Below are 25,417 nucleotides of genomic sequence, written 5' to 3'. Positions count from 1 at the left end.
GCCCCTATGGGGCGCTCACCACTGGGGTGGGCTGGCGATGGAGCGGGCCAGGACGTCGTCCAGTACGCGCGCCGTCTCGGGGACGTCCAGCTGGGAGTTGTCGATGATCGGCAGGCCGGATCCGTACCAGCCGGCCATGCGGCCGTGGATGCGGGCGACCTCCTCGTCCGGCAGCCGTCGGTTGCCCGAGCGCTCCGCGTTGCGTTCGAGGACGATGTCCAGCCCGGGCAGGAGGACGACCGGCAGCAGGCCCGGTCCGACGTGGCGCTTCCAGCCGCCGAGGCCGACGACCGGGCGGTCGGGGAAGACCGCGTCGTCGAGGATGCACGAGATGCCGTTGGCGAGGAAGTTCCGGGCGGCGAAGCCGCAGGTGCGGCGGGCCAGGCGGTACTGCGCCTCGGAGTGGTCGTTCCACCCCGACTGGGGGTCGGCGAAGCCGGAGCGGACCCACTCGCGTACGTCGTCGAGGCTGATGTGGGCCGTGGGGACCCGGCGGTGGTCCGCCCAGTACTTGGCGACGCTGGTCTTGCCCGCACCCGCGGGGCCGATGAGCAGCACCGCGAGTGTCGTACCGGCGGGATCGGGAACCGTCGCGGTGGGCGGGGCCATGGGCATGCCGACGGGGCCGCCGGGCGGCAGCGGCACATGGCCGGTGGTCTCCGGCGACGGCGGGGCGCAAGCCGGGGGCGGGGCCGAGGCCGGTCCGGGCGGGGGCGCCGGATATCCCGGTGCCGGGGGCGGCGGGGGTGCGGGCACCGAGCCCTGGTGGGCGCCCGCGTTCGGCGGGACCGGGTGATGTGCGGCCGGCGACCAGCCCGTGGCCGGTCCGTGCCCCGGCTGATGGGGCGGCGGCAGCGGAGAACCCACTGCGTGCTGCATCCGGTGCCACTCCGTCTCGTACAGGCGATGGGCGCTGACAGGGGGCGGAATCCCCTTGCTACCGAACGGTACCGCCCCCGGTCGTCGATGTGTGAACGGCCGGGGGCGGCCCGAAGTGCCCGGCTCCGTAAGGTGAATTCGGGCGGAAGGCGCGCCGGAGGACTTACTGCCCGACTTCGCCGTACGCGGCGAGCAGCACGGCCGGGTCGGGTCCCTCCAGGACGGTGGGCTTGGCCAGGCCGTCGAGGACGATGAAGCGCAGCAGGTTGCCGCGGGACTTCTTGTCGACCTTCATGGTTTCCAACAGCTTGGGCCACTGGTCGTGCCGGTAGTGCAGGGGCAGTCCGACCGCTTCGAGGATCGTGCGGTGGCGGTCGGCCGTCGCGTCGTCCAGCCGGCCCGCCAGGCGGCCCAGTTCGGCGGCGAAGTGCATGCCGACCGAGACCGCCGCGCCGTGGCGCCACTTGTAGCGCTCGTTCTTCTCGATCGCGTGGCCCAGCGTGTGGCCGTAGTTGAGGATCTCGCGCAGGCCCGACTCCTTCAGGTCCGACGACACGACGTCGGCCTTGACCCGGATGGAGCGCTCGATGAGCTCGGCGGTGTGCGGGCCGGCCGGTGTGCGGGCGGCCTCGGTGTCCGACTCGATGAGGTCCAGGATCACCGGGTCGGCGATGAAGCCGGCCTTGATGACCTCGGCGAGGCCGGAGACGTAGTCGTTGACCGGCAGGGAGTCCAGCGCGGACAGGTCGCAGAGCACACCGGCGGGCGGATGGAAGGCGCCGACGAGGTTCTTGCCCTCGGCGGTGTTGATGCCGGTCTTGCCGCCGACGGCCGCGTCCACCATGGCGAGCACGGTGGTGGGAATCGCGATCCAGCGCACTCCGCGCAGCCAGGTGGCTGCCACGAACCCGGCGAGGTCCGTGGTGGCGCCGCCGCCGACGCCGACGATGACGTCCGTGCGGGTGAACCCGGACTGGCCGAGCGCCTTCCAGCAGTAGGCGGCGACCTCGGCGGTCTTGGCCTCCTCCGCGTTGGGCACCTGGATGGCGATGGCCTCGTAGCCCTGCTCGGCCAGGTCGGCGCGCAGCGCGTCACCGGTCTCGGCCAGCGCCTCGGGGTGGAGGATCGCGACCCGCTGGGCCTTCTCGCCGATCAGCCCGCCGAGCTCACCCAGCAACTGCCGGCCCACCAGGACCTCATACGGGTCGGTGCCCGCCGTGCCGCCGACCTGGATCCGGGTGACTGACTCGCTCATGCTTCCTTCAACTCCAGTGCGTCCAGGGCGGCTTGGGTGACCTCTTCGGGCGTACGGCCGTCGGTGGCGACCACGGCCGTGGCGACCTCCTCGTACAGGTGGCGGCGGGCCTCCATCAGCTCGCGCCACTGCTTGCGCGGGTTGACCGCGAGCAGGGGGCGGGCCGCGTTGAGGCCGGTGCGCTTGACCGCCTCCTCCACGTCCATCGACAGATACGCCACCCGCTGCCCGGCGAGCAGCGCACGCGTGTCCGCGTCGAGGATCGCGCCGCCGCCCAGGGCCAGGATGCCGTCGTGCTCGGCCAGCGCCCGGTGCACCGCCGCCTTCTCGATCGCGCGGAAGGCGGACTCGCCCTCGTCGACGAAGATCTCGGCGATGGTCCTGCCCTGCGCGGCGACGATGTCGTCGTCGGTGTCCCGGTAGGAGAGCCCGAGCCGCTCGGCCAGCAGCTGCCCGACGGTGGACTTGCCCACGCCCATCGGGCCGACCAGGACGACCAGCGGGCCGCTCATCGGATGGCGAGGTTGTCGAGGTACGACGTCACGTTGCGGCGGGTCTCGGCCACCGAGTCACCACCGAACTTCTCCGCCACCGCGTCCGCGAGCACCAGCGCCACCATGGCCTCGGCGACGATACCGGCGGCCGGGACCGCGGACACGTCGGAGCGCTGGTGGTGGGCCTGCGCCGCCTCGCCGGTGGTGACGTCCACGGTCTGCAGGGCGCGCGGCACCGTCGCGATCGGCTTCATCGCGGCGCGCACGCGCAGCAGCTCACCGGTGCTCAGACCGCCCTCGGTGCCGCCGGAGCGGCCGGTGGTGCGCCGGATGCCGTCGTCGGTCTTCACGATCTCGTCGTGCGCCTTGGAGCCGGGCACCCGCGCCAGCTCGAAACCGTCACCGATCTCGACGCCCTTGATCGCCTGGATGCCCATGAGCGCACCGGCGAGCCGGGCGTCCAGCTTGCGGTCCCAGTGCACGTGCGAACCGAGACCGACGGGCACCCCGTAGGCGAGGATCTCGACCACACCGCCGAGGGTGTCACCGTCCTTGTGGGCCTGGTCGATCTCGGCGACCATCGCCTTCGAGGCGTCCGCGTCCAGGCAGCGCACGGGGTCCGCGTCCAGCCTCTCGACATCGGCCGGCGTCGGGTACACGCCCTTCGGCGCCTTCGCCGCCGCCAGCTCCACCACGTGGCTGACGATCTCGACGCCGGTCGTCTCCTTCAGGTACGAGCGGGCCACCGCGCCCAGCGCCACACGGGCCGCGGTCTCCCGCGCGGAGGCGCGCTCCAGGATCGGCCGGGCCTCGTCGAAGCCGTACTTCTGCATGCCCGCGAGGTCGGCGTGGCCGGGGCGCGGCCGGGTCAGCGGCGCGTTGCGGGCGAGCCCGTCGAGGATCTCCGCGTCCACCGGGTCGGCGGCCATGACCTGTTCCCACTTGGGCCACTCGGTGTTGCCCACCATGACCGCGACCGGGGAGCCGAGGGTGAGGCCGTGCCGGACGCCGCCGAGGAAGGTGACCTCGTCGCGCTCGAACTTCATCCGGGCACCGCGCCCATAGCCCAGGCGCCGCCTCGCGAGATGGTCCGCCACCATGTCCGTGGTGATCGGCACGCCGGCGGGAAGGCCCTCCAGCGTCGCCACGAGTGCGGGACCGTGGGACTCCCCCGCGGTCAGCCAGCGCAACCTGCTCAACGGTGCTCCTCAGTGCTCGCGCTCTGGTACTGCCCTGCGTACGCGCCTCGTCGCGTACGGCGACGGCCCGACCGGGTGCGCGGCCCGGTCCGCCATCTCCGATCCTCCCACGCCGGAGCCCTCTGCCCGGCGGCCGGTCCATCAAGCGGACGCGTTCGCGGACGGACCCTCGCCCTGACGCTGCTGCGGCGCGTACGCCCCGAGGAAGTCGGCGCCGCTCGGCTGCTGGACGGTCCGGTCCTGCTGCGGGGCGTACGCCCCCAGGTGATCGGCCCCGCTGCCCTGCTGCTGTGCCGGCTGTGTGTGCTGCGGCGCGTACTGCCCCAGGTAGTCCGCTCCGCGCCCCTGCCCGTGCTGGGCCGCCGCGTGGACCGGCTGCCCGTTGCGGACCACACGCCGGTAGGCGATCTTGCGCTTGATCTTGACGACCCACGACGCCACGACGGCGAGCACGATCAGGGCCAGCACCGTGATCTGCACCCAGTCGGGCAGGAATCCCAGCAGGGACTCGAATATCTGGGACTTGACGGACGCCTGAGGCAGGCCTGCGGACATGACGGACGTTCCCCTCCCCTGTTCCGCCCCCTGCGGAACCGAGAGCGGATCTTAGCGGTCGGCGAGAGCCCGCTCGCCTGCTTTTCGCATGGCGTCCAGGGGCGCCGGGGTCAGCCCCGTCATCTGCTCGACCTGGAGCACGGCCTGGTGCACCAGCAGGTCGAGACCGCTGACGACGGCACCGCCGTACGCCGACCAGCGGGCGGCGAGCTCGGTCGGCCAGGGGTCGTACAGGACGTCGAAGAGGGCTGCCGGGCGCTCCGGAACGGACCGGGCGAGGGCGTCGGTGACACCGGCCGGCGTGGTGCTGATCACCAGAGGGGCGCGCAGGGCCAGCTCGGCGTCCGCCCAGTCGGCGATGCGGACGGCGACGTCGAGCCGCTCCGCCCACTGCCGCATCTCGGCGGCCCGGGCCTCGCTGCGCACGTACACGGCGATCTCGCCCGGGCAGATCCGGGACAGCGCGGCCAGCGCGGAGGAGGCGGTGGCACCGGCGCCGAGGACGGCGGCGGAGTCGACCTGCTCGATGCCGTGTTCGCGCAGGGCGGCGACCATGCCGGGGATGTCGGTGTTGTCGCCGACGCGGCGGCCGTCCTCGGTGAAAACGACGGTGTTGACCGCCTCCACCGACGCGGCGGTCTCGCTGACCTCGTCCAGCAGGGGGATCACAACCCGCTTCAGCGGCATGGTCAGCGACAGCCCGGCCCACTCGGGCCCGAGCTTCTCGAAGAACGCGAGCAGCCCGGCCTCGTCGACCTCGAACCGGTCGTAGGTCCAGTCGGCCAGGCCCAACTCCCCGTAAGCGGCACGGTGCAGGACCGGGGAGAGGGAGTGGGCGATCGGGGAGCCGAGTACGGCGGCTCGGCGTGGTGCGGCCATCAGGGTCTTCCTCAGTTGTTCCGCGAGGCGTTGAACTGGTCGACCAGCTTCTGGTGTTCGGCGTTCGTCTTCGTGAACTTGCTGGTCTTGCCGTCGAGCGAGATGAAGTAGTACCAGCCGTCGTCCGTCGGCTTGAGGGCGCCCTTGATGGCGTCCTCGCCCGGGTTGTCGATCGGACCGGGCGGCAGGCCCTTGTGGAAGTACGTGTTGTACGGGTTGTCGTAGTTCCGCAGTTCGCTCAGGCTCAGGTCGATCTTGCTCTGGTTCTTGATGTAGTTGTAAGTGGAGTCGAACTCCAGCATGCCGTTGGTCTGCGGGTTCCCCGGCTTCATGCGGTTGTAGACGACCTCTGCCATCTTGCGGAAGTCGTCGTGGCTGGTGCCCTCGGCCTGAACCAGGCTGGCGACGGTGATCAGCTGCCACGGGTCTTCGAGTCCGAGGCTCTCGGCCTTCTTCTCGACCCCGAGCTTCTCGTACGTCGCGGTGGCCCGCTCGACCATCTGCTTCAGGACGTCCGCGGGCTTCTGCCCCTCGCTCACGCCGTAGCTGGAGGGGTAGAGGAAGCCTTCCAGCGGGTCCTTGACCTCGGCGTGGTTCTGCGCCCACGCGGGCAGGCCGAGCTTCTTGTAGTCCTTCTTGGCGACCGCGGCGGTGGTGCCGTCCTTGACCTTGAGGCGCTTGTCGATGAGCCGGTAGATGTCGGCGTTGCGCTTGCCCTCCGCGATGATCAGGTTGTCGCGGCTCTTGGGGCTGAGCATCAGTTCGACCGCACTCTCGGCCGACATTTGCTTCTGCAGCGTGTACACGCCGGCCTGGATCGTCCGGCCCTCGGGGTTGCCCGCCTGGGCCGAGACAAAGGCGTCGACGCTCTTGACCACACCGGCGGACTTCAGAGCCCGCCCGATCGCGTAGCCGTCCGCGCCCTCGGGGATCTCGACGGACACCTGCTGGCCGTTGCCCACGCCCGCGAAGTCCGGGGCGTCGCCGAAACGATCCTGGTAGTACTGGTAGCCGAAGTAGCTGACGCCCGCCAGGCCGCCGCCGAGGATCACGGCGACCAGCAGGCAGGCCATGCCGTTGCGGCGTTTCTTCGGTTTGCCGCCGCCGCGTCCCCGTTTGTCGTCGCGACCGCGACGTCCCTCCGGCTCCTCGCCGTCGTCATCGTCGTCCCCGCCCGCGAAGAAGGCGTGTTCGCCCTGGTCCGGGCCGGGGTCCCACTCCGGTTCCGGCGCGGGCTCGGGCTCGCGCCGACCGGGCGGCTCCGGGGGCGGGTACGCCTCAGGCGTGTCGTAGTACTCCTGCTGGCCCCCGCCGTACGCACCGGCCTGCTGCCCGTACGGATCCTGGGGATCACCGGAGTACGAGACCTGCTGGTGGGGGTCGTTGGCCCAGCCGCCGGTGTCGTACTGCTGCTGGTGGTAGCCCTGGTCCTGCTGATGTCCGGGGTCCTGCTGCCCCGGGTACTGCTGGTGCCCGTGGGCCTGTGCCGCGTACTGCTGGTCGTACGGGTACTGCTGCTGCGCCTGACCGTATCCGGCCTGGTCACCGGTGCCCCAGTCGCCGTACTGCGACTGCTGCGGCTGCTCTGGATAGTGCTGTGGCTGGCCGCCGTAGGGGGACTGCTGACCCTGATGGGCCTGCTGCCCGCCCCATCCGCCGTCCCCGTACAACGGGTCCTCCGGATGCCACGGTTCGGAGCCTTGGCCCCGGCCATACTCAGTCATCGATCCCCTAGAGCCGCGAGGCGGCGGTCACGCGGCTTCCGGCCCGGCTCCCGTCCCGCCTCTTGCTGTGCGGCGGCTGTTCGAACGCCACCGCATCGCGCGGAACGTTACCGTATCGCGATCAGATGACCACTTCGACGCCTTCGCCGGGTGCTTTACCTGACATCCGTTCGGATTCGAGGGCCTGTTGCAGGATGATCACGGCCGCTGCCTGGTCGATGACGGACCGGCCCTTCTTGGATTTCACGCCCGAGGCGCGCAGTCCCTGACTGGCTGTCACCGTCGTCATGCGTTCGTCGACGAGTCTCACCGGAACCGGGGAGATCATGCGGGCCAGTTCCTGGGTGAAGCCCCGGACCTTGACCGCGGCCGGGCCCTCGCCCCCCTTGAGGGAGCGCGGGAGCCCGACCACGACCTCCAAGGGTTCATACTCCTCGACGAGTTGCTTCAACCGCCGCTGAGCTGCGGGGATGTCACGCCCCGGGACCGTCTCCACCGGGGTGGCGAGGATCCCGTCGGGGTCGCACGAGGCGACCCCGATGCGGGCGTCCCCGACGTCGATCGCGAGTCGACGTCCTCTGCGCATGCTTTTCCGACCCGTCTCTTACTTGGCCGTCTCGGTGACCAGGCGCTCGACGGCGTCCACGGCGTCACCGATGGCGGCGGGGTTCTGGCCGCCGCCCTGGGCGACGTCCGGCTTGCCGCCACCGCCGCCGCCGAGGGTCTTGGCGGCCGTGCGAACCAGGTCGCCGGCCTTCAGACCGCGCTCGCGGGCGGCCTCGTTGGTGGCGATGACCGTCAGCGGCTTGCCGTTCGCCACTGTGAACAGGGCGACGACGGCGGCTCGTCCGCCCTGGATGCGTCCACGCACGTCGAGGACGAGCTTGCGGAGGTCGTCGGCGGTGGTGCCGTCCGGGACCTGACCGGTCACGACAGCAACGCCACGGACGTCCTTGGCGGACTCGGCGAGACCGGCGGCGGCCTGGAGGACCTTCTCGGCGCGGAACTTCTCGATCTCCTTCTCGGCGTCCTTCAGCTTGCCGAGCATGGCGGAGACCTTCTCCGGAAGCTCCTCCGGGCGGCCCTTGATCAGCTCCTGGAGCTGGGCGACGACCGTGTGCTCGCGGGCGAGGAAGTTGTAGGCGTCCACGCCGACCAGGGCCTCGATCCGGCGGACACCGGAACCGATGGAGGACTCGCCGAGCAGCTTCACCAGGCCCAGCTGGGCGGTGTTGTGCACGTGGGTACCGCCGCACAGCTCCTTGGAGAAGTCGCCGATGGTCACCACGCGGACGCGCTCGCCGTACTTCTCGCCGAACTCGGCGATGGCGCCCTGCTTCTTGGCCTCGTCGATGCCCATGACGTCGGCGCGGACGTCCAGGTCGCGGGCGAGCACCTCGTTGATCTTCTGCTCGACGTCGGTCATCACGGCCGTCGGAACGGCGGACGGGGAGCCGAAGTCGAACCGGAAGCGGCCGGGCTGGTTCTCGGAACCGGCCTGGGCAGCCGTCGGGCCGAGGGCGTCGCGCAGGGCCTGGTGGGTCAGGTGGGTGGCCGAGTGGGCGCGGGCGATGGCCTTGCGGCGGCGGTCGTCGATCGAGGCGTGGGCCTTGGCGCCGACGGTGACCTCGCCGACCTGGACGACGCCCTTGTGGACGTAGACCCCCGGGACCGGCTTCTGGCAGTCGCGGATCTCGATGACGGCACCGGTGTCGACCTTGATCTTGCCGGTGTCGCCGATCTGACCGCCGCCCTCGGCGTAGAACGGGGTGCGGTCGAGGACGATCTCGACCTCGTCGCCCTCGGTGGCGGCCGGGGAGGAGGCGCCGTCGACGAGGATGCCGACGATCGTGGACTCGCTCTCGGTGTCGGTGTAGCCGATGAAGTCGGTGGCACCGGCCTGGTCGGCGATCTCGCGGTAGGCGCCGGCGCCGGCGTGCCCGGTCTTCTTGGCCTGGGCGTCGGCCTTGGCGCGCTCCCGCTGCTCCTTCATCAGGCGCCGGAAGCCGTCCTCGTCCACGGAGAGGCCCTGCTCGGCGGCCATCTCCAGGGTGAGGTCGATCGGGAAGCCCCAGGTGTCGTGGAGCAGGAAGGCCTTGTCGCCGGGCAGGACGGTGCCGCCGGCGGCCTTGGTGTCCGTGACGGCCGTGTCGAGGATGTTGGTCCCGGCCTTCAGCGTCTTGAGGAAGGCGTTCTCCTCGGCGAGGGCCACCTTCTCGATGCGCTCGCGGTCGGTGACGAGCTCGGGGTACTGCTGGCCCATCATCTCGATCACGGTGTCGATCAGGTCCTTGACGACCGGGCCGGTGGCGCCGAGCAGGCGCATGTTGCGGATGGCGCGGCGCATGATGCGGCGCAGCACGTAGCCGCGGCCCTCGTTGCCGGGGGTGACACCGTCGCCGATGAGCATCACGGAGGTGCGCATGTGGTCGGTGACCACACGCAGGGAGACGTCCGAGTCGTGGGCGTCGCCGTAGCGGACGCCGGTCAGCTCGGTGGCCTTGTTGATGACGGCCATCGAGGTGTCGATCTCGTACATGTTCTGCACGCCCTGCAGAATCATGGCGAGGCGCTCGAGACCGAGACCGGTGTCGATGTTCTTGCTGGGCAGGTCGCCGAGGATCTCGAAGTTGTCCTTGCCGATGCCCTCGCCCCGCTCGTACTGCATGAAGACGAGGTTCCAGATCTCCACGTACCGCTCGTCGTTGACGGCGGGGCCGCCCTCGACGCCGAACTCGGGGCCGCGGTCGTAGTTGATCTCGGAACAGGGGCCGCAGGGGCCGGGGACGCCCATGGACCAGTAGTTGTCCTTCATGCCGAGGCGCTGGATGCGCTCCTTCGGCACACCGACGACCTCGTGCCAGATGCGCTCGGCCTCGTCGTCGTCCTTGTAGACGGTGATCCACAGGCGCTCGGGGTCGAGGCCGTAACCGCCCTTGTCCTGGGCGCTGGTGAGCAGCTCCCAGGCGTGCTTGATGGCGCCTTCCTTGAAGTAGTCGCCGAAGGAGAAGTTGCCGCACATCTGGAAGAACGTGCCGTGCCGGGTGGTCTTGCCGACCTCTTCGATGTCGGGCGTGCGCACGCACTTCTGCACGCTGGTGGCGCGCGCGAAGGGCGGCTTGACCTCACCCAGGAAGTAGGGCTTGAAGGGCACCATGCCGGCCGGGACGAGGAGCAGAGTCGGGTCGTCCGCGATGAGCGACGCCGAAGGGACGACGGTGTGACCGCGCTCCTCGAAGAAGCTCAACCAGCGGCGGCGAATCTCAGCCGACTCCATCAGTGGTCCTCATTCCGGTTGTACGGGTACGTCTGGTACGTCGAACCGTCGACGTACTTGGGGTTGTTGCGGTTCTCGATGGCGATGTGCCGCCGAGGCGCCGGGAGTTCGGGATTCTCGTTGATCCCGAGGGCGTCACCCAGCTCGGCCTCGCGGACGGCCATGTTGTCCCGGACGTCGAGCGCGAAGCCCACCGCGCGGTCCTTGATGCGGTGACCGGCCTCGATCGCCTTGTTCCCGGCGGTTCTGGCGAGGCTCTCGGGGGTCAGCTGCTTCAGCTTGCGATTGACCTTGGTGGTGGCCCACACACCGGCGGCGACGCCCGTGGTGAACCAGAAGGTACGGCGGAACATCGCTGGCTCTCAGTCCCTCTTGTCTCGGGCGCTGCGCCGGGTGACCGTACGGCCCACGATCACGGTACGCCTGGACGCCTTGGCGGGCACGTCCTCCTTGCCGCCGCCGAGGGCCCGGCGGACGCCGTAGCCGAAGGCCGCGACCTTGACCAGGGGGCCGCCGAAGGTGGAGGCGACGGTGGTCGACAGCGCCGAGGCGTTCGACGTGACCTCCTGGACGTCGGAGGCGATCGAGTCGACCCGGTCGATCTGGGTCTGCGCGGAGCGCACCGCCGCGGAGGCGTCGGCCAGCAGCGGGACGGCCTGGTCGGTCACGTCCGCCACGAGCTTGGTGGTCGCCTTGAGCGTCTGGGCCACCCTCGCCAGCGCGACGGCGAGGAAGGAGACCAGGATCGCCCAGAAGACGGCCACCAGGATTCCGGCAACCTCTCCACCGGACACTGTGTGCACCCGCTCCCTGAAACGTGCCTGAACATCGAAAAAGTCGTGCGACGAGCCTATCGCGCCGGGGGTGGCGCTCCGTACCGGATTACCCTCCGGCGCCGGGGCAATCGCGAAAGCCCGCCGCCTCGCCCGCCCGGAGGGGCGGGGAGACGGCGGGCTGAGGTACCGCGTGCCTGCCGTGGATCAGCGGGCGTAGTACTCGACGACGAGCTGCTCGTCGCAGATCACCGGGATCTCCTTGCGGTTCGGCTCGCGGTCCAGGCGGAACGCCAGGGCCTTGAGGTTCACCTGGAGGTAGCGCGGGGTCTCACCGTCGGGGGCGAAGCCACCCTCACGAGCGATCGTGAAGAGGGTCTTCTCCTTGGAGCGCTCGCGGACCTGCACGACGTCGTCCGGACGGACACGGAAGGAGGGCTTGTCGACCTTCTTGCCGTTGACCGCGATGTGGCCGTGGACGACCATCTGGCGGGCCTGGTAGATCGTGCGGGCGATGCCCGAACGCAGGACCAGGGCGTCGAGACGACGCTCCAGCTCGATGATCAGGGCCTCACCGGTCTTGCCCTGGACCTTGGAGGCACGGTCGTAGGCGCGGACGAGCTGGCGCTCGGACACGTCGTACTGCGCGCGCAGACGCTGCTTCTCGAGCAGACGGACCTTGTAGTCCGAGTTCTGCTTGCGGCCGCGGCCGTGCTCACCCGGCGGGTAGGGGCGGGCCTCGAAGTACTTGACGGCCTTCGGGGTCAGCGCGATGCCGAGGGCACGCGACTTCTTGACCTTGGGGCGGGACTGGTTCGCCACTGTTTTTCGCTTTCGTTGTATCGGCTTGTCAGTGTTGTGGGAGGTCGCATCCGCAGCCGGGGAAACCCGCCTGGAACCCTGTCGGGCCCGGGTGGGCAGCCGCTCCCTGGTCTGGGCACATACGTGCAGCACGCGAGTGGCCCACCGGCCGGTCCCGTCCCAGGACGGGTGGTGGTGGGCTGCCCGCGACACCGTTCGACGGTGCGCGACGCTCCTGGAGCCGATCCCGGAGGATCGGGACTCCGGCCGACTGTCCCGTTCTGACTGCACGGGACGCGGCACTCCGGACGAGTTTACAGGGTGCTCAGGACCGCTTTCGACCGAGGTTCTTCCGGGTCCACTCCACCGCGTCCGCATAGCGGGCCTCCGCGCCGTGCCGGGTCGGCTCGTAGTACTCGCGGTTCTTCAGCTCGTCCGGGGCGTACTGCTGGGCCGCGATGCCCTCGGGCAGGTCGTGCGGGTAGACGTAGCCCTGGCCGTGGCCGAGCTTGGTCGCGCCCTTGTAGTGGCTGTCGCGCAGGTGGGCGGGGACGGGTCCGGCGTGGCCCTTGCGGACGTCCTCCAGGGCGGCCCCGATCGCGGTGGTCGCGGCGTTGGACTTGGGCGCCAGGGCGAGGGCGATGGTGGCGTGGCTGAGGGTGAGGGCGGCTTCGGGGAAGCCGATCATGGCGACGGCCTGGGCGGCGGCGACCGCCGTCGGCAGGGCGGTCGGGTCGGCCAGGCCGATGTCCTCGCTGGCGGAGATCATCAGGCGCCGGGCGATGAAGCGGGGGTCCTCGCCGGCCTCGATCATCCGGGCCAGGTAGTGCAGGGCGGCGTCGACGTCGGAGCCGCGGATGGACTTGATCAGGGCGCTGGCCACGTCGTAGTGCTGGTCGCCGTCGCGGTCGTACTTCACGGCGGCCCGGTCGACCGTCTCCTCCAGGGTCGTCAGGCCGATCTCCGCCTCGCCCTTGTCGAGGGCGGCTCCGGCGGCCGCCTCCAGGGCGGTCAGGGCGCGGCGGGCGTCGCCGCCGGCGATGCGCAGGAGGTGGCTCTCGGTCTCCTCGGGGAGCGTGACGGCGTCCTTGAGGCCCCGCTCGTCGGTGAGGGCGCGGCGGATGAGGGCCCTGATGTCGTCGTCCGTGAGCGGTTCGAGGGTGAGCAGCAGGGAGCGGGACAGCAGGGGCGAGATCACCGAGAAGTACGGGTTCTCCGTCGTCGCCGCGATGAGCGTCACCCAGCGGTTCTCGACGGCCGGGAGCAGGGAGTCCTGCTGGGCCTTGCTGAAGCGGTGGATCTCGTCGAGGAAGAGGACGGTCTCCTTGCCGTACCCGCCGGAGGCGCGGCGGGCGCCGTCGATGACCGCGCGGACCTCCTTGACGCCGGCGGTGATCGCCGACAGCTCCACGAAGCGGGCGTCGGTCGCCTTGGAGACGACGTAGGCCAGGGTGGTCTTGCCGGTGCCGGGCGGGCCCCAGAGGAGCACCGAGGAGGGCCCGGCGGGGCCGGAGGCCTCCCCCACCAGCCTGCGCAGGGGCGAGCCCGGCTTCAGCAGATGCTGCTGGCCCACGACCTCGTCGAGGGTGCGCGGGCGCATCCGCACCGCCAGGGGGCTGCTGGACGGCTCCTTCTCCTGGCGTTCTTCGGCTGCGGCGGTGAACAGGTCGGGCTCCACGTCAGAAACCCTAAATCACGGCACTGACAATCCGGCCGGGCCCCGGAACCGGGACTCAGCTGAGCCAGAAGTCCCACCAGCGGGTCAGGATCAGCATGCCGATGATGCCGATGTGCAGCACGGGCATGACCCACGTGAACTCGCCGAAGAAGCTCTTGAGCCAGCTCGGGGCGGGCAGGAAGCCCTTGCGGATGTTGAACGACGTGACGTACCAGAACATCAGGATCGTGGCGACCCAGGCCAGGCTGCACCACAGGCACAGGGCGTTGATCCGGTACAGGGACTGGAACATCAGCCAGGCACAGAAGGCGACGCCGAACAAGCAGCCCGCGTTGAAGGTGAGCCAGTACCAGCGCGGGAAGCGGGCGCGGGCGAGCAGCGCCATGCCGACGCCGATGACGATCCCGTAGCAGACGAGACCGAGCATCGGGTTCGGGAAACCGAAGACCGCGGCCTGCTTGCTCTCCATGACGCTGCCGCAGGAGACCACGGGGTTGAGGCTGCAGCCGGGCGTGTACGTCTTGCCCTCGATCTTGGCCTCGAGGATCTTGAACTTGTCGATCGTGATGACCCACGAGGCGAGCAGTCCGGCGGCGCCGGTGATCATCAGCAGCAGGGCGAGGGCCCGGCTGCCGCCCTCCGCGCGGGGCGCGATCTCGGCACGCTGCGGCTCGGGCTCCACGGAGACGTCCTTGACTGTCGTCTTGCTCATCACGCCGATTCCGTCACTTGAGACCTGAACATCTTCGGGCAGGGCCATTGTGCCGCACAGGTGCCTGTGTCCACCGTTCAGTGAACATAAGGATTCCACCCGGGCGTCCCCGAGGGTTGTGTTCCGGCCGACGCTCGTCGCATGACAGCACAGGTGTACGGACTTGCCGTGGACGTCGCGATGGAGATCTTCCAGGGCAATCGGGACCGGGACGCGGGCGAGGTGTCCGTGCTCGGGTCTGACCCGGCGACCGCCACGCGCGCGTGGCGTTCACGAGTCGGGATCGTCCGGCAGGACGAATCGGCGCCCGCCGAGTTGACGGTGCCCGAGACCGGGGTGCTGCGACCGATCGCCGAGGGGTGCACGAAAAGAGGAAGGCGCCGAGCCCCGGCGCCTTCCCCCACCGTGTCTCAGCCGAGCCGTGCCTCCAGCTCGGCCACGATCTCGTTCACTCCCACCGCCGTCTGCTCGCCGGACTCCATGTCCTTGAGCTGGACGACGCCCTCGGCGAGGTCGCGTTCGCCGGCGACGACGGTGTAGCGGGCGCCGCTGCGGTTGGCGTTCTTCATCGCGCCCTTGAGGCCCTTGCCGCCGTAGGAGAAGTCGGCCGCGATGCCGTTCTTGCGCAGCTCCGTGACCTTGGCGAACAGGACCCGGCGGGCCTCCTCGCCGAGTGGGACGGCGAACACGCTGGTGGTGGCGGGCAGTTCGAGCTCGACGCCCTCCGCCTCCAGGGCGAGGACCGTGCGGTCGACGCCGAGGGCCCAGCCGACGGACGGCAGCGCGGGGCCGCCGATCATCTCGGAGAGGCCGTCGTAGCGGCCGCCGCCGCCCACCGCGGACTGCGAGCCGAGGCCGTCGTGGACGAACTCGAAGGTGGTGCGGGTGTAGTAGTCCAGGCCGCGGACCAGCTTCGGGTCGTCCTCGAAGGAGACGCCCGCCGCCGAGATCAGCGCACGGACCTCCTCGTGGTACGCCTTGCACGCGTCGCACAGGTAGTCACGCAGCAGCGGCGCGTCCCCCAGCTGCTTCTGGACCGACTCGCGCTTGTCGTCCAGGACGCGCAGCGGGTTGATCTCCGCGCGGCGCAGGGTGTCCTCGTCCAGGTCCAGGCCGCGCAGGAACTCCTGCAGCGCCGACCGGTAGACGGGGCGGCACTCCTGGTCGCCCAGGCTGTTGAGCAGGATCCGGAAGTTGCTCAGGCCCAGCGAGCGGTACGCCTGGTCGGCCAGGATGATCAGCTCGGCGTCCAGCGCCGGGTCCTCCGCGCCGATCGCCTCGGCGCCGACCTGGGAGAAGTGGCGGTAACGGCCCTTCTGGGGACGCTCGTAGCGGTAGTACGAGCCGGAGTACCAGAGCTTGACCGGGAGGTTGCCGGCCTTGTGGAGGTTGGCCTCCAGCGCGGCGCGCAGGACGGAGGCCGTGCCCTCGGGGCGCAGGGCGAGCCGGTCGCCGCCCTTGGTCTCGAAGGCGTACATCTCCTTGGTCACGATGTCGGTGGACTCACCGACCCCGCGCGCGAAGAGTTCGACGTTCTCGAAGCCGGGCGTCTCGATGTAGCCGTAGCCGGAGTTGCGCAGCGGAGCGGCGATCGCCTCACGGACGGCGAGGTACTTCGCGCTGTCCGGCGGGATCAGGTCGTACGTGCCCTTGGGGGCCTTGAAGGTGCTCACGGAAGGTCTCGTCACATTCCTCGTCGGGGAGCCTGAGCGGGTCCCTGGCCGGCGGCCACCTGCCGCAGATACGGGTTGGTGGAGCGCTCCTGGCCGATGGTCGTCTGGGGGCCGTGGCCGGACAGCACCACGGTCGAGTCGTCGAGCGGCAGGCACACGCGGGCCAGCGAGTCGAGCATCTCGGCCATGTCGCCGCCGGGCAGGTCGGTGCGTCCGATGGAGCCGGCGAACAGCAGGTCGCCCGAGAAGAGGATCGGCGGGATGTCCGCCGCCTCGGGCATGCCGAAGGTCACCGACCCCTTGGTATGGCCCGGCGCGTGCGCGACGGACAGCTCCAGGCCCGCCAGCTCCAGCTTCGCCCCGTCGGTCAGCTCCTTGACGTCGTCCGGCTCCCCCACGGTCAGCTCGCCCAGCAGCGGCATCCCGATGGAACGGCCGATCCCCTTCTCGGGGTCGCTCATCATGTACCGGTCGTCGGGGTGGATCCAGGCCGGCACGTCGTGCGCGCCGCACACCGGGACGACCGAGGCCACGTGGTCGATGTGGCCGTGGGTGAGGACGACTGCGACGGGCTTGAGGCGATGCTTTTTGATCGCTTCCTCGACGCCGTCGGCGGCCTGATGGCCGGGGTCGATGATCACGCACTCCTCACCGGCGGCGGGGGCGACGAGGTAGCAGTTCGTCCCCCAGGCCCCGGCGGGGAACCCGGCAATGAGCACGATCGTCCTTCGTTGTGTCGATACGGGCGGCTACGGCTGCTCACAGAGCCTACCGGCGCTGCCGATTCCTCAGCGAACCCATATACGGTACGGGGCACACGCACGCGCTCGGCACACAGGACGCAGGCGTACCGGTCGACGTTCGAGACCCATGAGGAGAGAACCCGGTGGTCAGCCAGGAACAGCGGCGGCGTCAGCTCGCCCGGGAGAAGTTCTTGCGGCAGCAGCAGCGACGCACGGACGCGCGACGCAAGGCCCGTATCCGCAACTCCGTGATCGCCTCGGTTCTCGGCGTGGTCGTGGTGCTCTCGGTGACGGTCTTCCTGACCAAGCCGTTCGAGGACGACGGCAAGAAGGAGAACGCGAACGCGGAGGTCACGCCGAGCGCCACGCCCAGCAAGGCCCCGGACCCGTGCGAGAAGCCGGCCCCGGGCAAGGTCAAGTCGGAGACCTGGAAGAAGGAACCGGCGATGACCATCGACGAGTCGGCGAAGTACACGATGAAGCTGGACACCACCTGCGGTGAGATAGACGTCGACCTGAAGGCGTCGGCGGCACCGCACACCGTCAACTCGTTCAACTTCCTGCTCGGCAAGGGCTACTTGGACCACAGCAAGTGCCACCGGCTCACCGACCAGGGCATCTACGTCCTGCAGTGCGGCGACCCCAAGGGCACCGGCATGGGCGGACCGGGCTACACCATCCCGGACGAGAACCTCAAGGACAAGAGCCTCAAGGGCGGGGTGTACCCGGCCGGCACCGTCGCGATGGCGAACCAGTACAACGCGCAGACGAAGCAGGGCCGCAACAGCGGCGGCAGCCAGTTCTTCCTCGTCTACCAGGACAGTCAGCTTCCGGCCGACTACACGCCGTTCGGTACGGTGTCCGAGGCGGGCATGAGGGTTCTGAAGAAGATCGCGGACGCGGGAGCGCAGGCCCCCGACCCTCAGACGGGCAATACGGCGCCCAACGCGACGGTCGTGATCAACAAGGCCACGATCACGAAATCCTGACCCCCAACTGCGAAATTTCGGTCGCGCGGGATGCGGACAGGCCCCCCGCCGGTCGCCTATGTTGGCCGTGACGAAACTGTGGACGATGCCCGGGGGAGCTTCAGGCCCCCCGCAGGCATCATGTGGAGGAGGCGCTGTGAGCAGCGACCCGTGGGGCCGCGTCGACGAGACGGGGACCGTGTACGTGCGTACGGCCGACGGCGAGCAGGTCGTCGGTTCCTGGCAGGCGGGCTCCCCCGAGGAGGCGTTGGCCTATTTCGAGCGCAAGTACGAGGGCCTGGTTGTCGAGATCGGCCTCCTCGAGAAGCGAGTGAAGACCACCGACCTGTCGGCGAAGGACGCTCAGGCCGCCATCGACCACATCCGGGAGCAGGTCGACGCGCACCACGTGGTGGGCGACTTGGACGCCCTGCGGGTCCGGCTGGACAAGCTCGTGGAGCTGGTGGAGGCGCGCCGCGAGGAGCGCAAGGCGCAGCGGGCGAAGCAGTCCGACGAGGCCCGCCACGCCAAGGAGGCGCTGGTCGCCGAGGCGGAGGAGCTGTCGCAGTCGGACCAGTGGCGGGCGGCCGGTGAGCGGCTGCGGGCCCTGGTGGACACCTGGAAGGGTCTGCCGCGCCTGGACCGCAAGTCCGACGACGAGCTGTGGCACCGGTTCTCGCACGCGCGGTCGGCGTTCTCCAAGCGGCGCAAGCAGCACTTCGCGCAGCTGGACGCGCAGCGCGAGGAGGCCCGCAAGACCAAGGAGCGGCTGGTCTCCGAGGCCGAGGCGCTGTCGAACTCGACGGACTGGGGCGTGACGGCGGCGCGCTACCGCGAGCTGATGTCCGAGTGGAAGGCCGCGGGCCGCGCCCAGCGCGAGCACGAGGACGACCTGTGGAACCGCTTCCGCGGCGCCCAGGACGTCTTCTTTGCGGCCCGCAGCTCGGTCTTCGCCGAGCGTGACGCCGAGCAGTCGGAGAACCTCAAGCTCAAGGAGGAGCTGGCCGAGGAGGCCGAGAAGCTCCTGCCGATCACGGACCTGAAGGCGGCCCGCGCCGCGTTCCGGAACGTGAACGAGCGCTGGGAGGCCATCGGCCATGTGCCGCGCGACGCCCGGCCGAAGGTCGAGGGCCGGATGCACGCGGTCGAGCGGGCCATCCAGGAGGCCGAGGAGGCCGAGTGGCGCCGGACGAACCCGGAGGCACGCGCGCGTGCCGAGGGTCTGACCGGCCAGCTGCAGGCCGCCGTGGACAAGCTGCGGGGCCAGATCGAACAGGCCCGCGCGCAGGGCAACAACGCCAAGGCCGACAAGCTCCAGCGTGAGCTCGACGGCCGGCAGGCGCTGCTGGACCAGGCGCAGAAGGGCCTGCAGGAGTTCGGAGGCTGAGCAGCCGACGCGAAAGGGGGCTTCCGTACACGCCGTACGGGAGCCCCCCTTTCGTGTGGCCGCTGCGGGCCGTTACGACCTGCTGCGCGCCGACGTCACCCGGTACACGTCGTAGACGCCCTCCACTCCCCTGACCGCCTTCAGCACATGGCCGAGGTGCTTCGGATCGCCCATCTCGAAGGTGAAGCGGGAGGTGGCGACGCGGTCGCGGGAGGTCTGGACGGCCGCGGAGAGGATGTTGACGTGCTGGTCGGACAGCACGCGGGTGACGTCCGACAGCAGCCGGGATCGGTCCAGGGCCTCGACCTGGATGGCGACCAGGAAGACCGAGGACTGGGTGGGCGCCCACTCGACGTCGAGGATGCGCTCGGGCTCGCGGGACAGCGAGTCGACGTTCACGCAGTCGCTGCGGTGCACCGATACGCCGCTGCCGCGGGTGACGAAGCCGATGATGGGGTCGCCCGGGACGGGCGTGCAGCAGCGGGCCAGCTTGACCCACACGTCCTCGACGCCCTTGACGACGACGCCCGGGTCCGCGCTGGTACGGCGCTTGCGGCTGCGGCCGGGGGCCGGCGGGACCGACTCGTCGATCTCCTCGGTGGCGGCCTCCTCGCCGCCGAGGGCCTGGACGAGTTTTTGCACGATGTTCTGCGCGGAGACATGGCCCTCGCCGATCGCCGCGTACAGCGCGGAGATGTCGGCGTAGCGCATCTCGTGCGCGAGGGTCACCAGGGAGTCGCCGGTCAGGATGCGCTGGATCGGCAGGTTCTGTTTGCGCATCGCGCGGACGATGGCGTCCTTGCCCTGCTCGATCGCCTCGTCGCGGCGTTCCTTGGAGAACCAGGCCCGGATCTTGTTGCGGGCGCGCGGTGACTTGACGAAGCCGAGCCAGTCCCGGGAGGGGCCGGCGCCGGCCGCCTTGGAGGTGAAGACCTCCACCAGGTCGCCGTTGTCCAGAGTGGACTCCAGCGGCACCAGCCGGCCGTTGACGCGGGCGCCTATGGTGCGGTGCCCGACCTCGGTGTGCACCGCGTACGCGAAGTCGACCGGGGTCGCGCCGGCGGGGAGTGCTATGACGTCGCCCTTGGGGGTGAAGACGAAGACCTCGTTGCGGGAGAGGTCGAAGCGCAGCGACTCCAGGAACTCGCCCGGGTCCTCCGTCTCCTTCTGCCAGTCCAGCAGTTGCCGCAGCCAGGCCATGTCGTTGAGGTGGTCGTCCTTGCCCTTGCCGGACGACTTGGGGGCGTCGCTGCGCACCTTGGAGGCGCCCGCGACGGCCTCCTGCTTGTACTTCCAGTGCGCGGCGATGCCGTACTCGGCGCGGCGGTGCATGTCGAAGGTGCGGATCTGCAGCTCGACCGGCTTGCCGCCGGGGCCGATGACCGTCGTGTGCAGCGACTGGTACATGTTGAACTTGGGCATCGCGATGTAGTCCTTGAACCGGCCGGGGACCGGGTTCCATCGCGCGTGCACCGTGCCGAGGGCCGCGTAGCAGTCGCGGACGGTCTCCACGAGGACACGGATGCCCACCAGGTCGTAGATCTCCGCGAAGTCCCGGCCGCGGACGATCATCTTCTGGTAGACGCTGTAGTAGTGCTTCGGGCGGCCGGTGACGGTCGCCTTGATGCGGGCCGCCCTCAGGTCCTGCTGGACCTCGTCGGTGACGATGGCCAGGTACTCGTCACGCTTGGGTGCCCGCTCGGCCACCAGCCGGACGATCTCGTCGTACATCTTGGGGTAGAGGATCGCGAAGGCGAGGTCCTCCAGCTCCCACTTGATGGTGTTCATGCCCAGGCGGTGGGCGAGCGGCGCGTAGATCTCGAGGGTCTCGCGCGCCTTCTTCTCCTGCTTCTCGCGCTTGAGGTAGCGCATGGTGCGCATGTTGTGCAGGCGGTCGGCGAGCTTGATGACCAGGACGCGCGGGTCCTTGGCCATGGCGACGACCATCTTGCGCACGGTCTCGGCCTGCGCGGCCTCACCGAACTTGACCTTGTCCAGCTTGGTGACGCCGTCGACGAGCAGCGTGACGACGTCGCCGAAGTCGCGGCGCAGGTCGTCCAGGCCGTACTCGGTGTCCTCGACCGTGTCGTGCAGCAGGCCGGCCATCAGCGTGGCCGGATCCATGCCCAGCTCGGCGAGGATGGTCGTGACGGCGAGCGGGTGCGTGATGTACGGGTCGCCGCTCTTGCGCTTCTGGCCGCGGTGCCAGCGCTCGGCGACCTGGTAGGCGCGCTCGATCTGGCGGAGCGTAGCCGTCTCGATCTTCGGGTCGTTGCCGCGCACTATCCGCAGCAGCGGCTCCAGCACCGGGTTGTACGGGTTCGCCCTCTGCACACCGAGCCGGGCCAGACGGGCGCGGACGCGGTTGGAGGAGCCGGAGCGGGCCTGCTGGCCCGCCGCCTGACGGACCGCGGGTGGGGTGGGCTTGGGCCGCGACTGCTCGGCGGGCTTGTCGACCGGCGCCGCCTGGGCGTGCTCGACCGGCCCGCGGGTGTCGTTCTTCGCGTGGGGCGCGTTCGGCGCGGGCTTGGCCGCGGCTGCCGAGGCGGACTCGGGCTTGGCGGCGGTCAGGTGCTGGGCCTCGTCTGGCAAGAGGACTCCTCGTGCGCGATCCGGGTCCCCCGGTCAGGCTCCGGACCCCCATGGTAGCGATCCCGGGCCCCGGGATCGCCTTCAGGCCAATGTGAGGACCGTCTACCCGGGAAACGCAGGTAACGCACGAGGCGGGCTCCGGATTCCTCCGGGCCCGCCTCTGCGGTGTCGTGCTGGTCTTCGCCGGGACGGCTGCGCGGCCGCTAGACCGTGAGCAGCGCCTCCAGCGGGGCGCCGTTCAGCGCCGGCTCCAGGCGGGCGCGGCCGCTCAGGAAGCCGAGCTCCATGAGGACGGCGAGACCCGCGACCTCGGCGCCGGCCCGGCGGATGAGCTCCACCGAGGCCTCGGCGGTGCCGCCGGTGGCGAGGACGTCGTCGACGATGAGCACCCGGTCCTCGGGGTTCAGGTCCTCGGCGTGCACCTCGATCTCCGCCGAGCCGTACTCCAGGTCGTAGGCCTGGGCGAGGGTGGCTCCGGGGAGCTTGCCCGCCTTGCGTACGGGGATGAAGCCGAGGCCGGCGCGGACGGCGGCCGGGGCACCGAGGATGAAGCCACGGGCCTCCAGGCCGACGACCTTGGTGGCCCCGGTCCTCTGGGCGATCTCGGCGAGGGCGTCGGTGAGCGCGGTGAACGCCGACGGGTCCGCCAGGAGCGGGGTGATGTCCTTGAACATCACGCCCGGCTCCGGGTAGTCCGCCACGTCGCGGATGCGGCTGAGCAGCAGCTCCTTGATGTCGGTCATCGGCGCTTCCCCGAGGGGCGGCCGCGGCCGCGGCTGCGGGAGGCGGGCTGGTTCCGCGGCCCGACCACCGCGGGTGCGGCGTCCTCCGGCTCGTCGGCGTACGTCTCCTCGACGTCGGTCTCCGTCCCGCCCTGGGCGGCGGACTGGGCCCGCTTGGCCAGGACGCGCTTCTTCAGGGCCTTCATCGCCGGCTCGCGCTCCTTGAGGTCGGCGACGAGCGGCGTGGCGATGAAGATCGAGGAGTACGCGCCGGCGGCGAGACCGACGAACAGCGACAGCGAGATGTCGTTCAGCATGCCGGCGCCGAGGACACCGCCACCGATGAACAGCAGGCCCGCGACCGGCAGCAGCGCCACCACCGTGGTGTTGATGGAGCGGACCAGGGTGCTGTTGATCGAGCGGTTGGCGACGTCGCTGTAGGTCCAGCGGGTCTGCTTGGTGAGGTCCTTGGTCTGCTCCTTGAGGCTGTCGAAGACCACGACCGTGTCGTAGAGCGAGTAGCCGAGGATGGTCAGCAGACCGATCACGGTGCCCGGTGTGACCTCGAAGCCGACCAGGGCGTAGATGCCGACGGTGATGGTGATGTCGTGGATCAGCGCGACGAACGCGGCCAGCGCCATGCGCCACTCGAACGCGATCGCCAGGTAGATCACCACGAGGAACAGGAAGATGCCGAGGCCCTGCCAGGCCTTGTTGGCGATCTGCTCACCCCAGCTGGGGCCGACCAGTTCGGCGTTGATCTGCTCCGCGTCGACCTTGAGGTCGTCCGACAGCTGGGCCTTGATCTGGTTGGCCTTGTCGGTCTCGATGCCCGCGACCTGGATCCGCAGGCTGCCGTCACCGAGCTTCTGGACGATCGCGTCGTGCCCGGAGGCCGTTTCCGCGTACTCCTCGGCCTGGGACACCGAGACGCTCATGTTCTTCGGGGTGTTGAAGACGGCACCGCCCTGGAACTCGATGCCCATGTTCAGGCCGCGCACCGCCAGGCCGACGATGGCCGTGATGGTGATCAGGATCGACAGGCCGTACCAGATCTTGCGGTTCTTGACGAAGTCGTAGCCGATCTCGCCGCGGTGCAGCCGGGCGCCGAGGTTGCCGAGTTTCGACATCTCACGCCTCCTTCGTCTCGACGGGGGCGGAGGGACGGCGGGTGCGGCGCAGTGGCGGCTGGGCACCCAGGCTCTTCGGGTCGAGGCCGGACCACTTGTGGCCGTTCGCGAAGAAGGGGCGACGGGCCAGCAGCGTCAGCAGCGGCTTGGTGAAGAGGAAGACCACGACCACGTCGAGCAGCGTGGTCAGGCCGAGCGTGAAGGCGAAGCCGCGCACCTTGCCGACGGTGACGATGAAGAGCACCGCGGCGGCGAGGAACGACACGAAGTCGGAGACCAGGATGGTGCGCCGGGCACGCGGCCAGGCCCGCTCGACGGCGGGGCGCAGCGTACGGCCCTCGCGGATCTCGTCGCGGACGCGTTCGAAGTAGACGATGAACGAGTCCGCCGTGATGCCGATGGCGACGATGGCACCGCAGACCGCCGGCAGGTTCAGCGCGAAGCCGATGGCCGGGCCGAGCAGGGCCATGAGCGTGTAGGTGAGGGCGGCGGAGACCAGCAGCGAGAGGATCGCGACGAACGACAGACCGCGGTAGTAGGCCAGCAGGTAGATGACGACCAGCGCGAGACCGATCGCGCCCGCGATCAGACCGGCCTGCAGCTGGTCACCGCCGAGCGCGGCGGTCACGGTCGTCATGCTGTCCACCTTGAAGGTGAGCGGCAGCGCGCCGTAGCTCAGCATGTTGGACAGTTCCTGGGCGGACTGCTGGTTGAAGTTGCCGGAGATCTCGGCGTTGCCGCCGGTCAGGGCCTGCCGGACGGACGGGTCGGAGACCACGTCGCCGTCCAGGACGATCGCGAACTGGTTCTGCGGCGGCTGGTTCTGGGCCAGCTTGCCGGTGATGTCGCCGAACTTCTTGGCACCGGCGTCCGTGAAGTCCATCGTGACGGTCCAGCCGGCACCGGTCTGGGTGTTCAGGACGGCCTGGGCCTTGTCGACGTCCGTGCCGTCGACCTCGGCGGGACCGAGGATGTACTTCTGCCACTGGCCCCCCGAGTTCTTGCCGCAGGCCAGGGTGGGCTGGGAGGCCTTGACGCCGTCGCCCACGGTGGAGCGGGTCTTGGTGTCCGTGCAGTCGAGCTTGGCGTACTTCGCCTGCAGCGCGTTCGCGTCGGCCTCGGCGGTGCCGCCGCTCGCCGACGGGGAGGGGCTGGCCCCGGGCTTGTCCGAGGCGCTCGCGGACGGCGTGGCGTCGGCCTTCAGCCCGTCGGTGACCGCCCGGCCCTGGGTGGTGGGCGTGGCGGACGGGGAGGCGGAGTTCTTGTCGGTGGCCTCGGGCTTGTCGGACGCCTTGCCGGACGGCTGGTCCGAGGGGTTGCCGGTGGGGCTCGGGGAGGGGCTGGCCGCGCCCTTGCCGCCGGAGACCTCGGTGGCGATGACCGGGCGGAAGTAGAGCTTGGCGGTGGTGCCGACCTGCTTGCGGGCCTGCTCGGAGTTGGTCCCCTTGGGGATGTTCACGACGATGTTGTCGCGGCCCTGCGTCTGGACCTCGGCCTCCGAGACGCCCAGACCATTGACGCGGCGCTCCATGATGGAGACGGCCGTGTCCATGTTGGTCTTGTTGATCGCCGACTCGTTGCCGGCCTCGGGGACCGCACGGAGCGTGATGCTCGTACCGCCGGCAAGGTCGATGCCGAGACGCGGCTTCGTGTGCCCCGAGGCGAACATCCCACCGGTGAGCGCCACGATGGCGATCAGGATCAGGGCCAGCGAGCGCCCCGGCTTGCTCTGGGCGCTCGCGTTCCTGCCCTTTTTAGGTGTGGCCACCTTCTCGTACTCCCTCTCGGGCCACCTCGCTCCGGATCGGCGGACGGGCGGCCATGACATGGTGTCGGGATTCCGTGCGAGCTGGGCGCGTCCCGGGGTGCGCGGGCCGGGCCCAGTCGCCCCGGCACAGGGTAGAAGGTCAGGCGGGTAGCAGGCACTTGAGCAGGACGGTGCTCGGAGCCAGGGCTCTAACGGTGTGGAGGTCCTG

The 25,417-nt window shown here is 70.0% G+C and carries 22 protein-coding genes and 1 pseudogene; 3 read left to right on the top strand and 20 right to left on the bottom strand.

The features are described 5' to 3' along the window. Window positions 1–15: 15 nt before the first annotated feature. The 14 genes from ABT116_RS22310 to ABT116_RS22245 all read right to left on the bottom strand — a co-directional run bounded on the left by ABT116_RS22310 (window position 16) and on the right by ABT116_RS22245 (window position 14,226). Window positions 16–879, bottom strand: a complete 864-nt coding sequence (locus ABT116_RS22310; protein ID WP_351636693.1) for a Pro-rich N-terminal domain-containing protein — start codon at window positions 877–879, stop codon at window positions 16–18. Window positions 880–1,042: 163 nt separating this feature from the next. Next, window positions 1,043–2,134: a 3-dehydroquinate synthase gene (aroB, locus tag ABT116_RS22305; protein ID WP_351636691.1), complete on the bottom strand. Its 1,092-nt coding sequence runs from the start codon at window positions 2,132–2,134 to the stop codon at window positions 1,043–1,045. Then, complete coding sequence (locus tag ABT116_RS22300; RefSeq protein WP_351636689.1) at window positions 2,131–2,646, bottom strand: shikimate kinase; 516 nt, start codon at window positions 2,644–2,646, stop codon at window positions 2,131–2,133. The genes aroB and ABT116_RS22300 overlap by 4 nt, the downstream gene beginning before the upstream one ends. After that, window positions 2,643–3,827 (bottom strand): chorismate synthase, encoded by a 1,185-nt coding sequence (gene aroC / locus ABT116_RS22295; protein WP_351636687.1) that lies wholly within the window; start codon window positions 3,825–3,827, stop codon window positions 2,643–2,645. Before aroC ends, ABT116_RS22300 begins: the two co-directional genes overlap by 4 nt. Before the next feature lie 141 nt (window positions 3,828–3,968). Further along, window positions 3,969–4,382, bottom strand: a complete 414-nt coding sequence (locus tag ABT116_RS22290; protein WP_351636686.1) for a hypothetical protein — start codon at window positions 4,380–4,382, stop codon at window positions 3,969–3,971. A gap of 51 nt (window positions 4,383–4,433) precedes the next feature. After that, on the bottom strand, window positions 4,434–5,261 hold the full coding sequence (locus tag ABT116_RS22285; RefSeq protein WP_351636684.1) for a shikimate dehydrogenase: 828 nt from the start codon (window positions 5,259–5,261) through the stop codon (window positions 4,434–4,436). 11 nt (window positions 5,262–5,272) lie between these two features. Further along, window positions 5,273–6,985: an endolytic transglycosylase MltG gene (mltG, locus tag ABT116_RS22280; protein ID WP_351636683.1), complete on the bottom strand. Its 1,713-nt coding sequence runs from the start codon at window positions 6,983–6,985 to the stop codon at window positions 5,273–5,275. 121 nt (window positions 6,986–7,106) lie between these two features. Next, window positions 7,107–7,571 carry a Holliday junction resolvase RuvX gene (ruvX, locus tag ABT116_RS22275; protein WP_104778784.1) on the bottom strand — a complete coding sequence of 155 codons (465 nt, stop codon included), beginning with the start codon at window positions 7,569–7,571 and terminating at the stop codon, window positions 7,107–7,109. 18 nt (window positions 7,572–7,589) lie between these two features. After that, window positions 7,590–10,262, bottom strand: coding sequence for an alanine--tRNA ligase (gene alaS, locus ABT116_RS22270; protein WP_351636680.1), 2,673 nt, complete (start codon window positions 10,260–10,262; stop codon window positions 7,590–7,592). After that, on the bottom strand, window positions 10,262–10,615 hold the full coding sequence (locus tag ABT116_RS22265; protein ID WP_351636678.1) for a hypothetical protein: 354 nt from the start codon (window positions 10,613–10,615) through the stop codon (window positions 10,262–10,264). Before ABT116_RS22265 ends, alaS begins: the two co-directional genes overlap by 1 nt. Window positions 10,616–10,624: 9 nt before the next feature. Continuing rightward, window positions 10,625–11,065, bottom strand: a complete 441-nt coding sequence (locus tag ABT116_RS22260; RefSeq protein ID WP_351636677.1) for a DUF948 domain-containing protein — start codon at window positions 11,063–11,065, stop codon at window positions 10,625–10,627. A 177-nt stretch (window positions 11,066–11,242) separates the two neighbouring features. Continuing rightward, entirely contained in the window at window positions 11,243–11,857 is a 615-nt protein-coding gene (gene rpsD / locus ABT116_RS22255; RefSeq protein ID WP_053668303.1) for a 30S ribosomal protein S4, read from the bottom strand. Between the two features lie 304 nt (window positions 11,858–12,161). Further along, on the bottom strand, window positions 12,162–13,514 hold the full coding sequence (locus ABT116_RS22250; protein WP_351636675.1) for a replication-associated recombination protein A: 1,353 nt from the start codon (window positions 13,512–13,514) through the stop codon (window positions 12,162–12,164). Window positions 13,515–13,569: 55 nt separating this feature from the next. Beyond that, the gene (locus tag ABT116_RS22245; protein ID WP_351636673.1) at window positions 13,570–14,226 is read right to left on the bottom strand and encodes a vitamin K epoxide reductase family protein; all 657 of its coding nucleotides are present in this window, start codon (window positions 14,224–14,226) and stop codon (window positions 13,570–13,572) included. Between the two features lie 183 nt (window positions 14,227–14,409). Here ABT116_RS22245 and ABT116_RS22240 point away from each other — a divergent pair. Continuing rightward, window positions 14,410–14,559 (top strand): annotated as a pseudogene (locus ABT116_RS22240) (ABC transporter ATP-binding protein); the annotation flags it as partial. Window positions 14,560–14,636: 77 nt separating this feature from the next. On the opposite strand, the gene hisS reads toward ABT116_RS22240, so the two are convergent. After that, window positions 14,637–15,899, bottom strand: coding sequence for a histidine--tRNA ligase (gene hisS, locus ABT116_RS22235; protein ID WP_351636671.1), 1,263 nt, complete (start codon window positions 15,897–15,899; stop codon window positions 14,637–14,639). 11 nt (window positions 15,900–15,910) lie between these two features. After that, window positions 15,911–16,618, bottom strand: a complete 708-nt coding sequence (locus ABT116_RS22230) for an MBL fold metallo-hydrolase (RefSeq protein ID WP_351636669.1) — start codon at window positions 16,616–16,618, stop codon at window positions 15,911–15,913. Between the two features lie 167 nt (window positions 16,619–16,785). Here ABT116_RS22230 and ABT116_RS22225 point away from each other — a divergent pair, with 167 nt between their 5' ends. After that, window positions 16,786–17,631 carry a peptidylprolyl isomerase gene (locus ABT116_RS22225; protein ID WP_351636667.1) on the top strand — a complete coding sequence of 282 codons (846 nt, stop codon included), beginning with the start codon at window positions 16,786–16,788 and terminating at the stop codon, window positions 17,629–17,631. 136 nt (window positions 17,632–17,767) lie between these two features. After that, window positions 17,768–18,997: a DUF349 domain-containing protein gene (locus tag ABT116_RS22220; RefSeq protein WP_351636665.1), complete on the top strand. Its 1,230-nt coding sequence runs from the start codon at window positions 17,768–17,770 to the stop codon at window positions 18,995–18,997. A gap of 72 nt (window positions 18,998–19,069) precedes the next feature. On the opposite strand, the gene relA is transcribed toward ABT116_RS22220, so the two are convergent. The 4 genes from relA to secD all read right to left on the bottom strand — a co-directional run bounded on the left by relA (window position 19,070) and on the right by secD (window position 25,209). Then, a complete protein-coding gene (gene relA / locus ABT116_RS22215; protein ID WP_351636662.1) occupies window positions 19,070–21,589 on the bottom strand; it encodes a GTP pyrophosphokinase in 2,520 nt (839 codons plus the stop codon). A 203-nt stretch (window positions 21,590–21,792) separates the two neighbouring features. Continuing rightward, window positions 21,793–22,332, bottom strand: a complete 540-nt coding sequence (locus ABT116_RS22210) for an adenine phosphoribosyltransferase (protein WP_351636660.1) — start codon at window positions 22,330–22,332, stop codon at window positions 21,793–21,795. Further along, window positions 22,329–23,441 carry a protein translocase subunit SecF gene (gene secF, locus ABT116_RS22205; RefSeq protein ID WP_351636658.1) on the bottom strand — a complete coding sequence of 371 codons (1,113 nt, stop codon included), beginning with the start codon at window positions 23,439–23,441 and terminating at the stop codon, window positions 22,329–22,331. Before secF ends, ABT116_RS22210 begins: the two co-directional genes overlap by 4 nt. Before the next feature lies 1 nt (window position 23,442). After that, window positions 23,443–25,209 (bottom strand): protein translocase subunit SecD, encoded by a 1,767-nt coding sequence (gene secD / locus ABT116_RS22200; protein WP_351636657.1) that lies wholly within the window; start codon window positions 25,207–25,209, stop codon window positions 23,443–23,445. Between the last annotated feature and the right edge of the window lie 208 nt (window positions 25,210–25,417).

Source organism: Streptomyces sp. NPDC002130 (assembly GCF_040296465.1).
Taxonomy (GTDB): domain Bacteria; phylum Actinomycetota; class Actinomycetes; order Streptomycetales; family Streptomycetaceae; genus Streptomyces.
The sequence above is the reverse complement of the archived record's forward strand: the minus strand, read 5'-3'. Positions and strand labels throughout refer to the sequence as shown.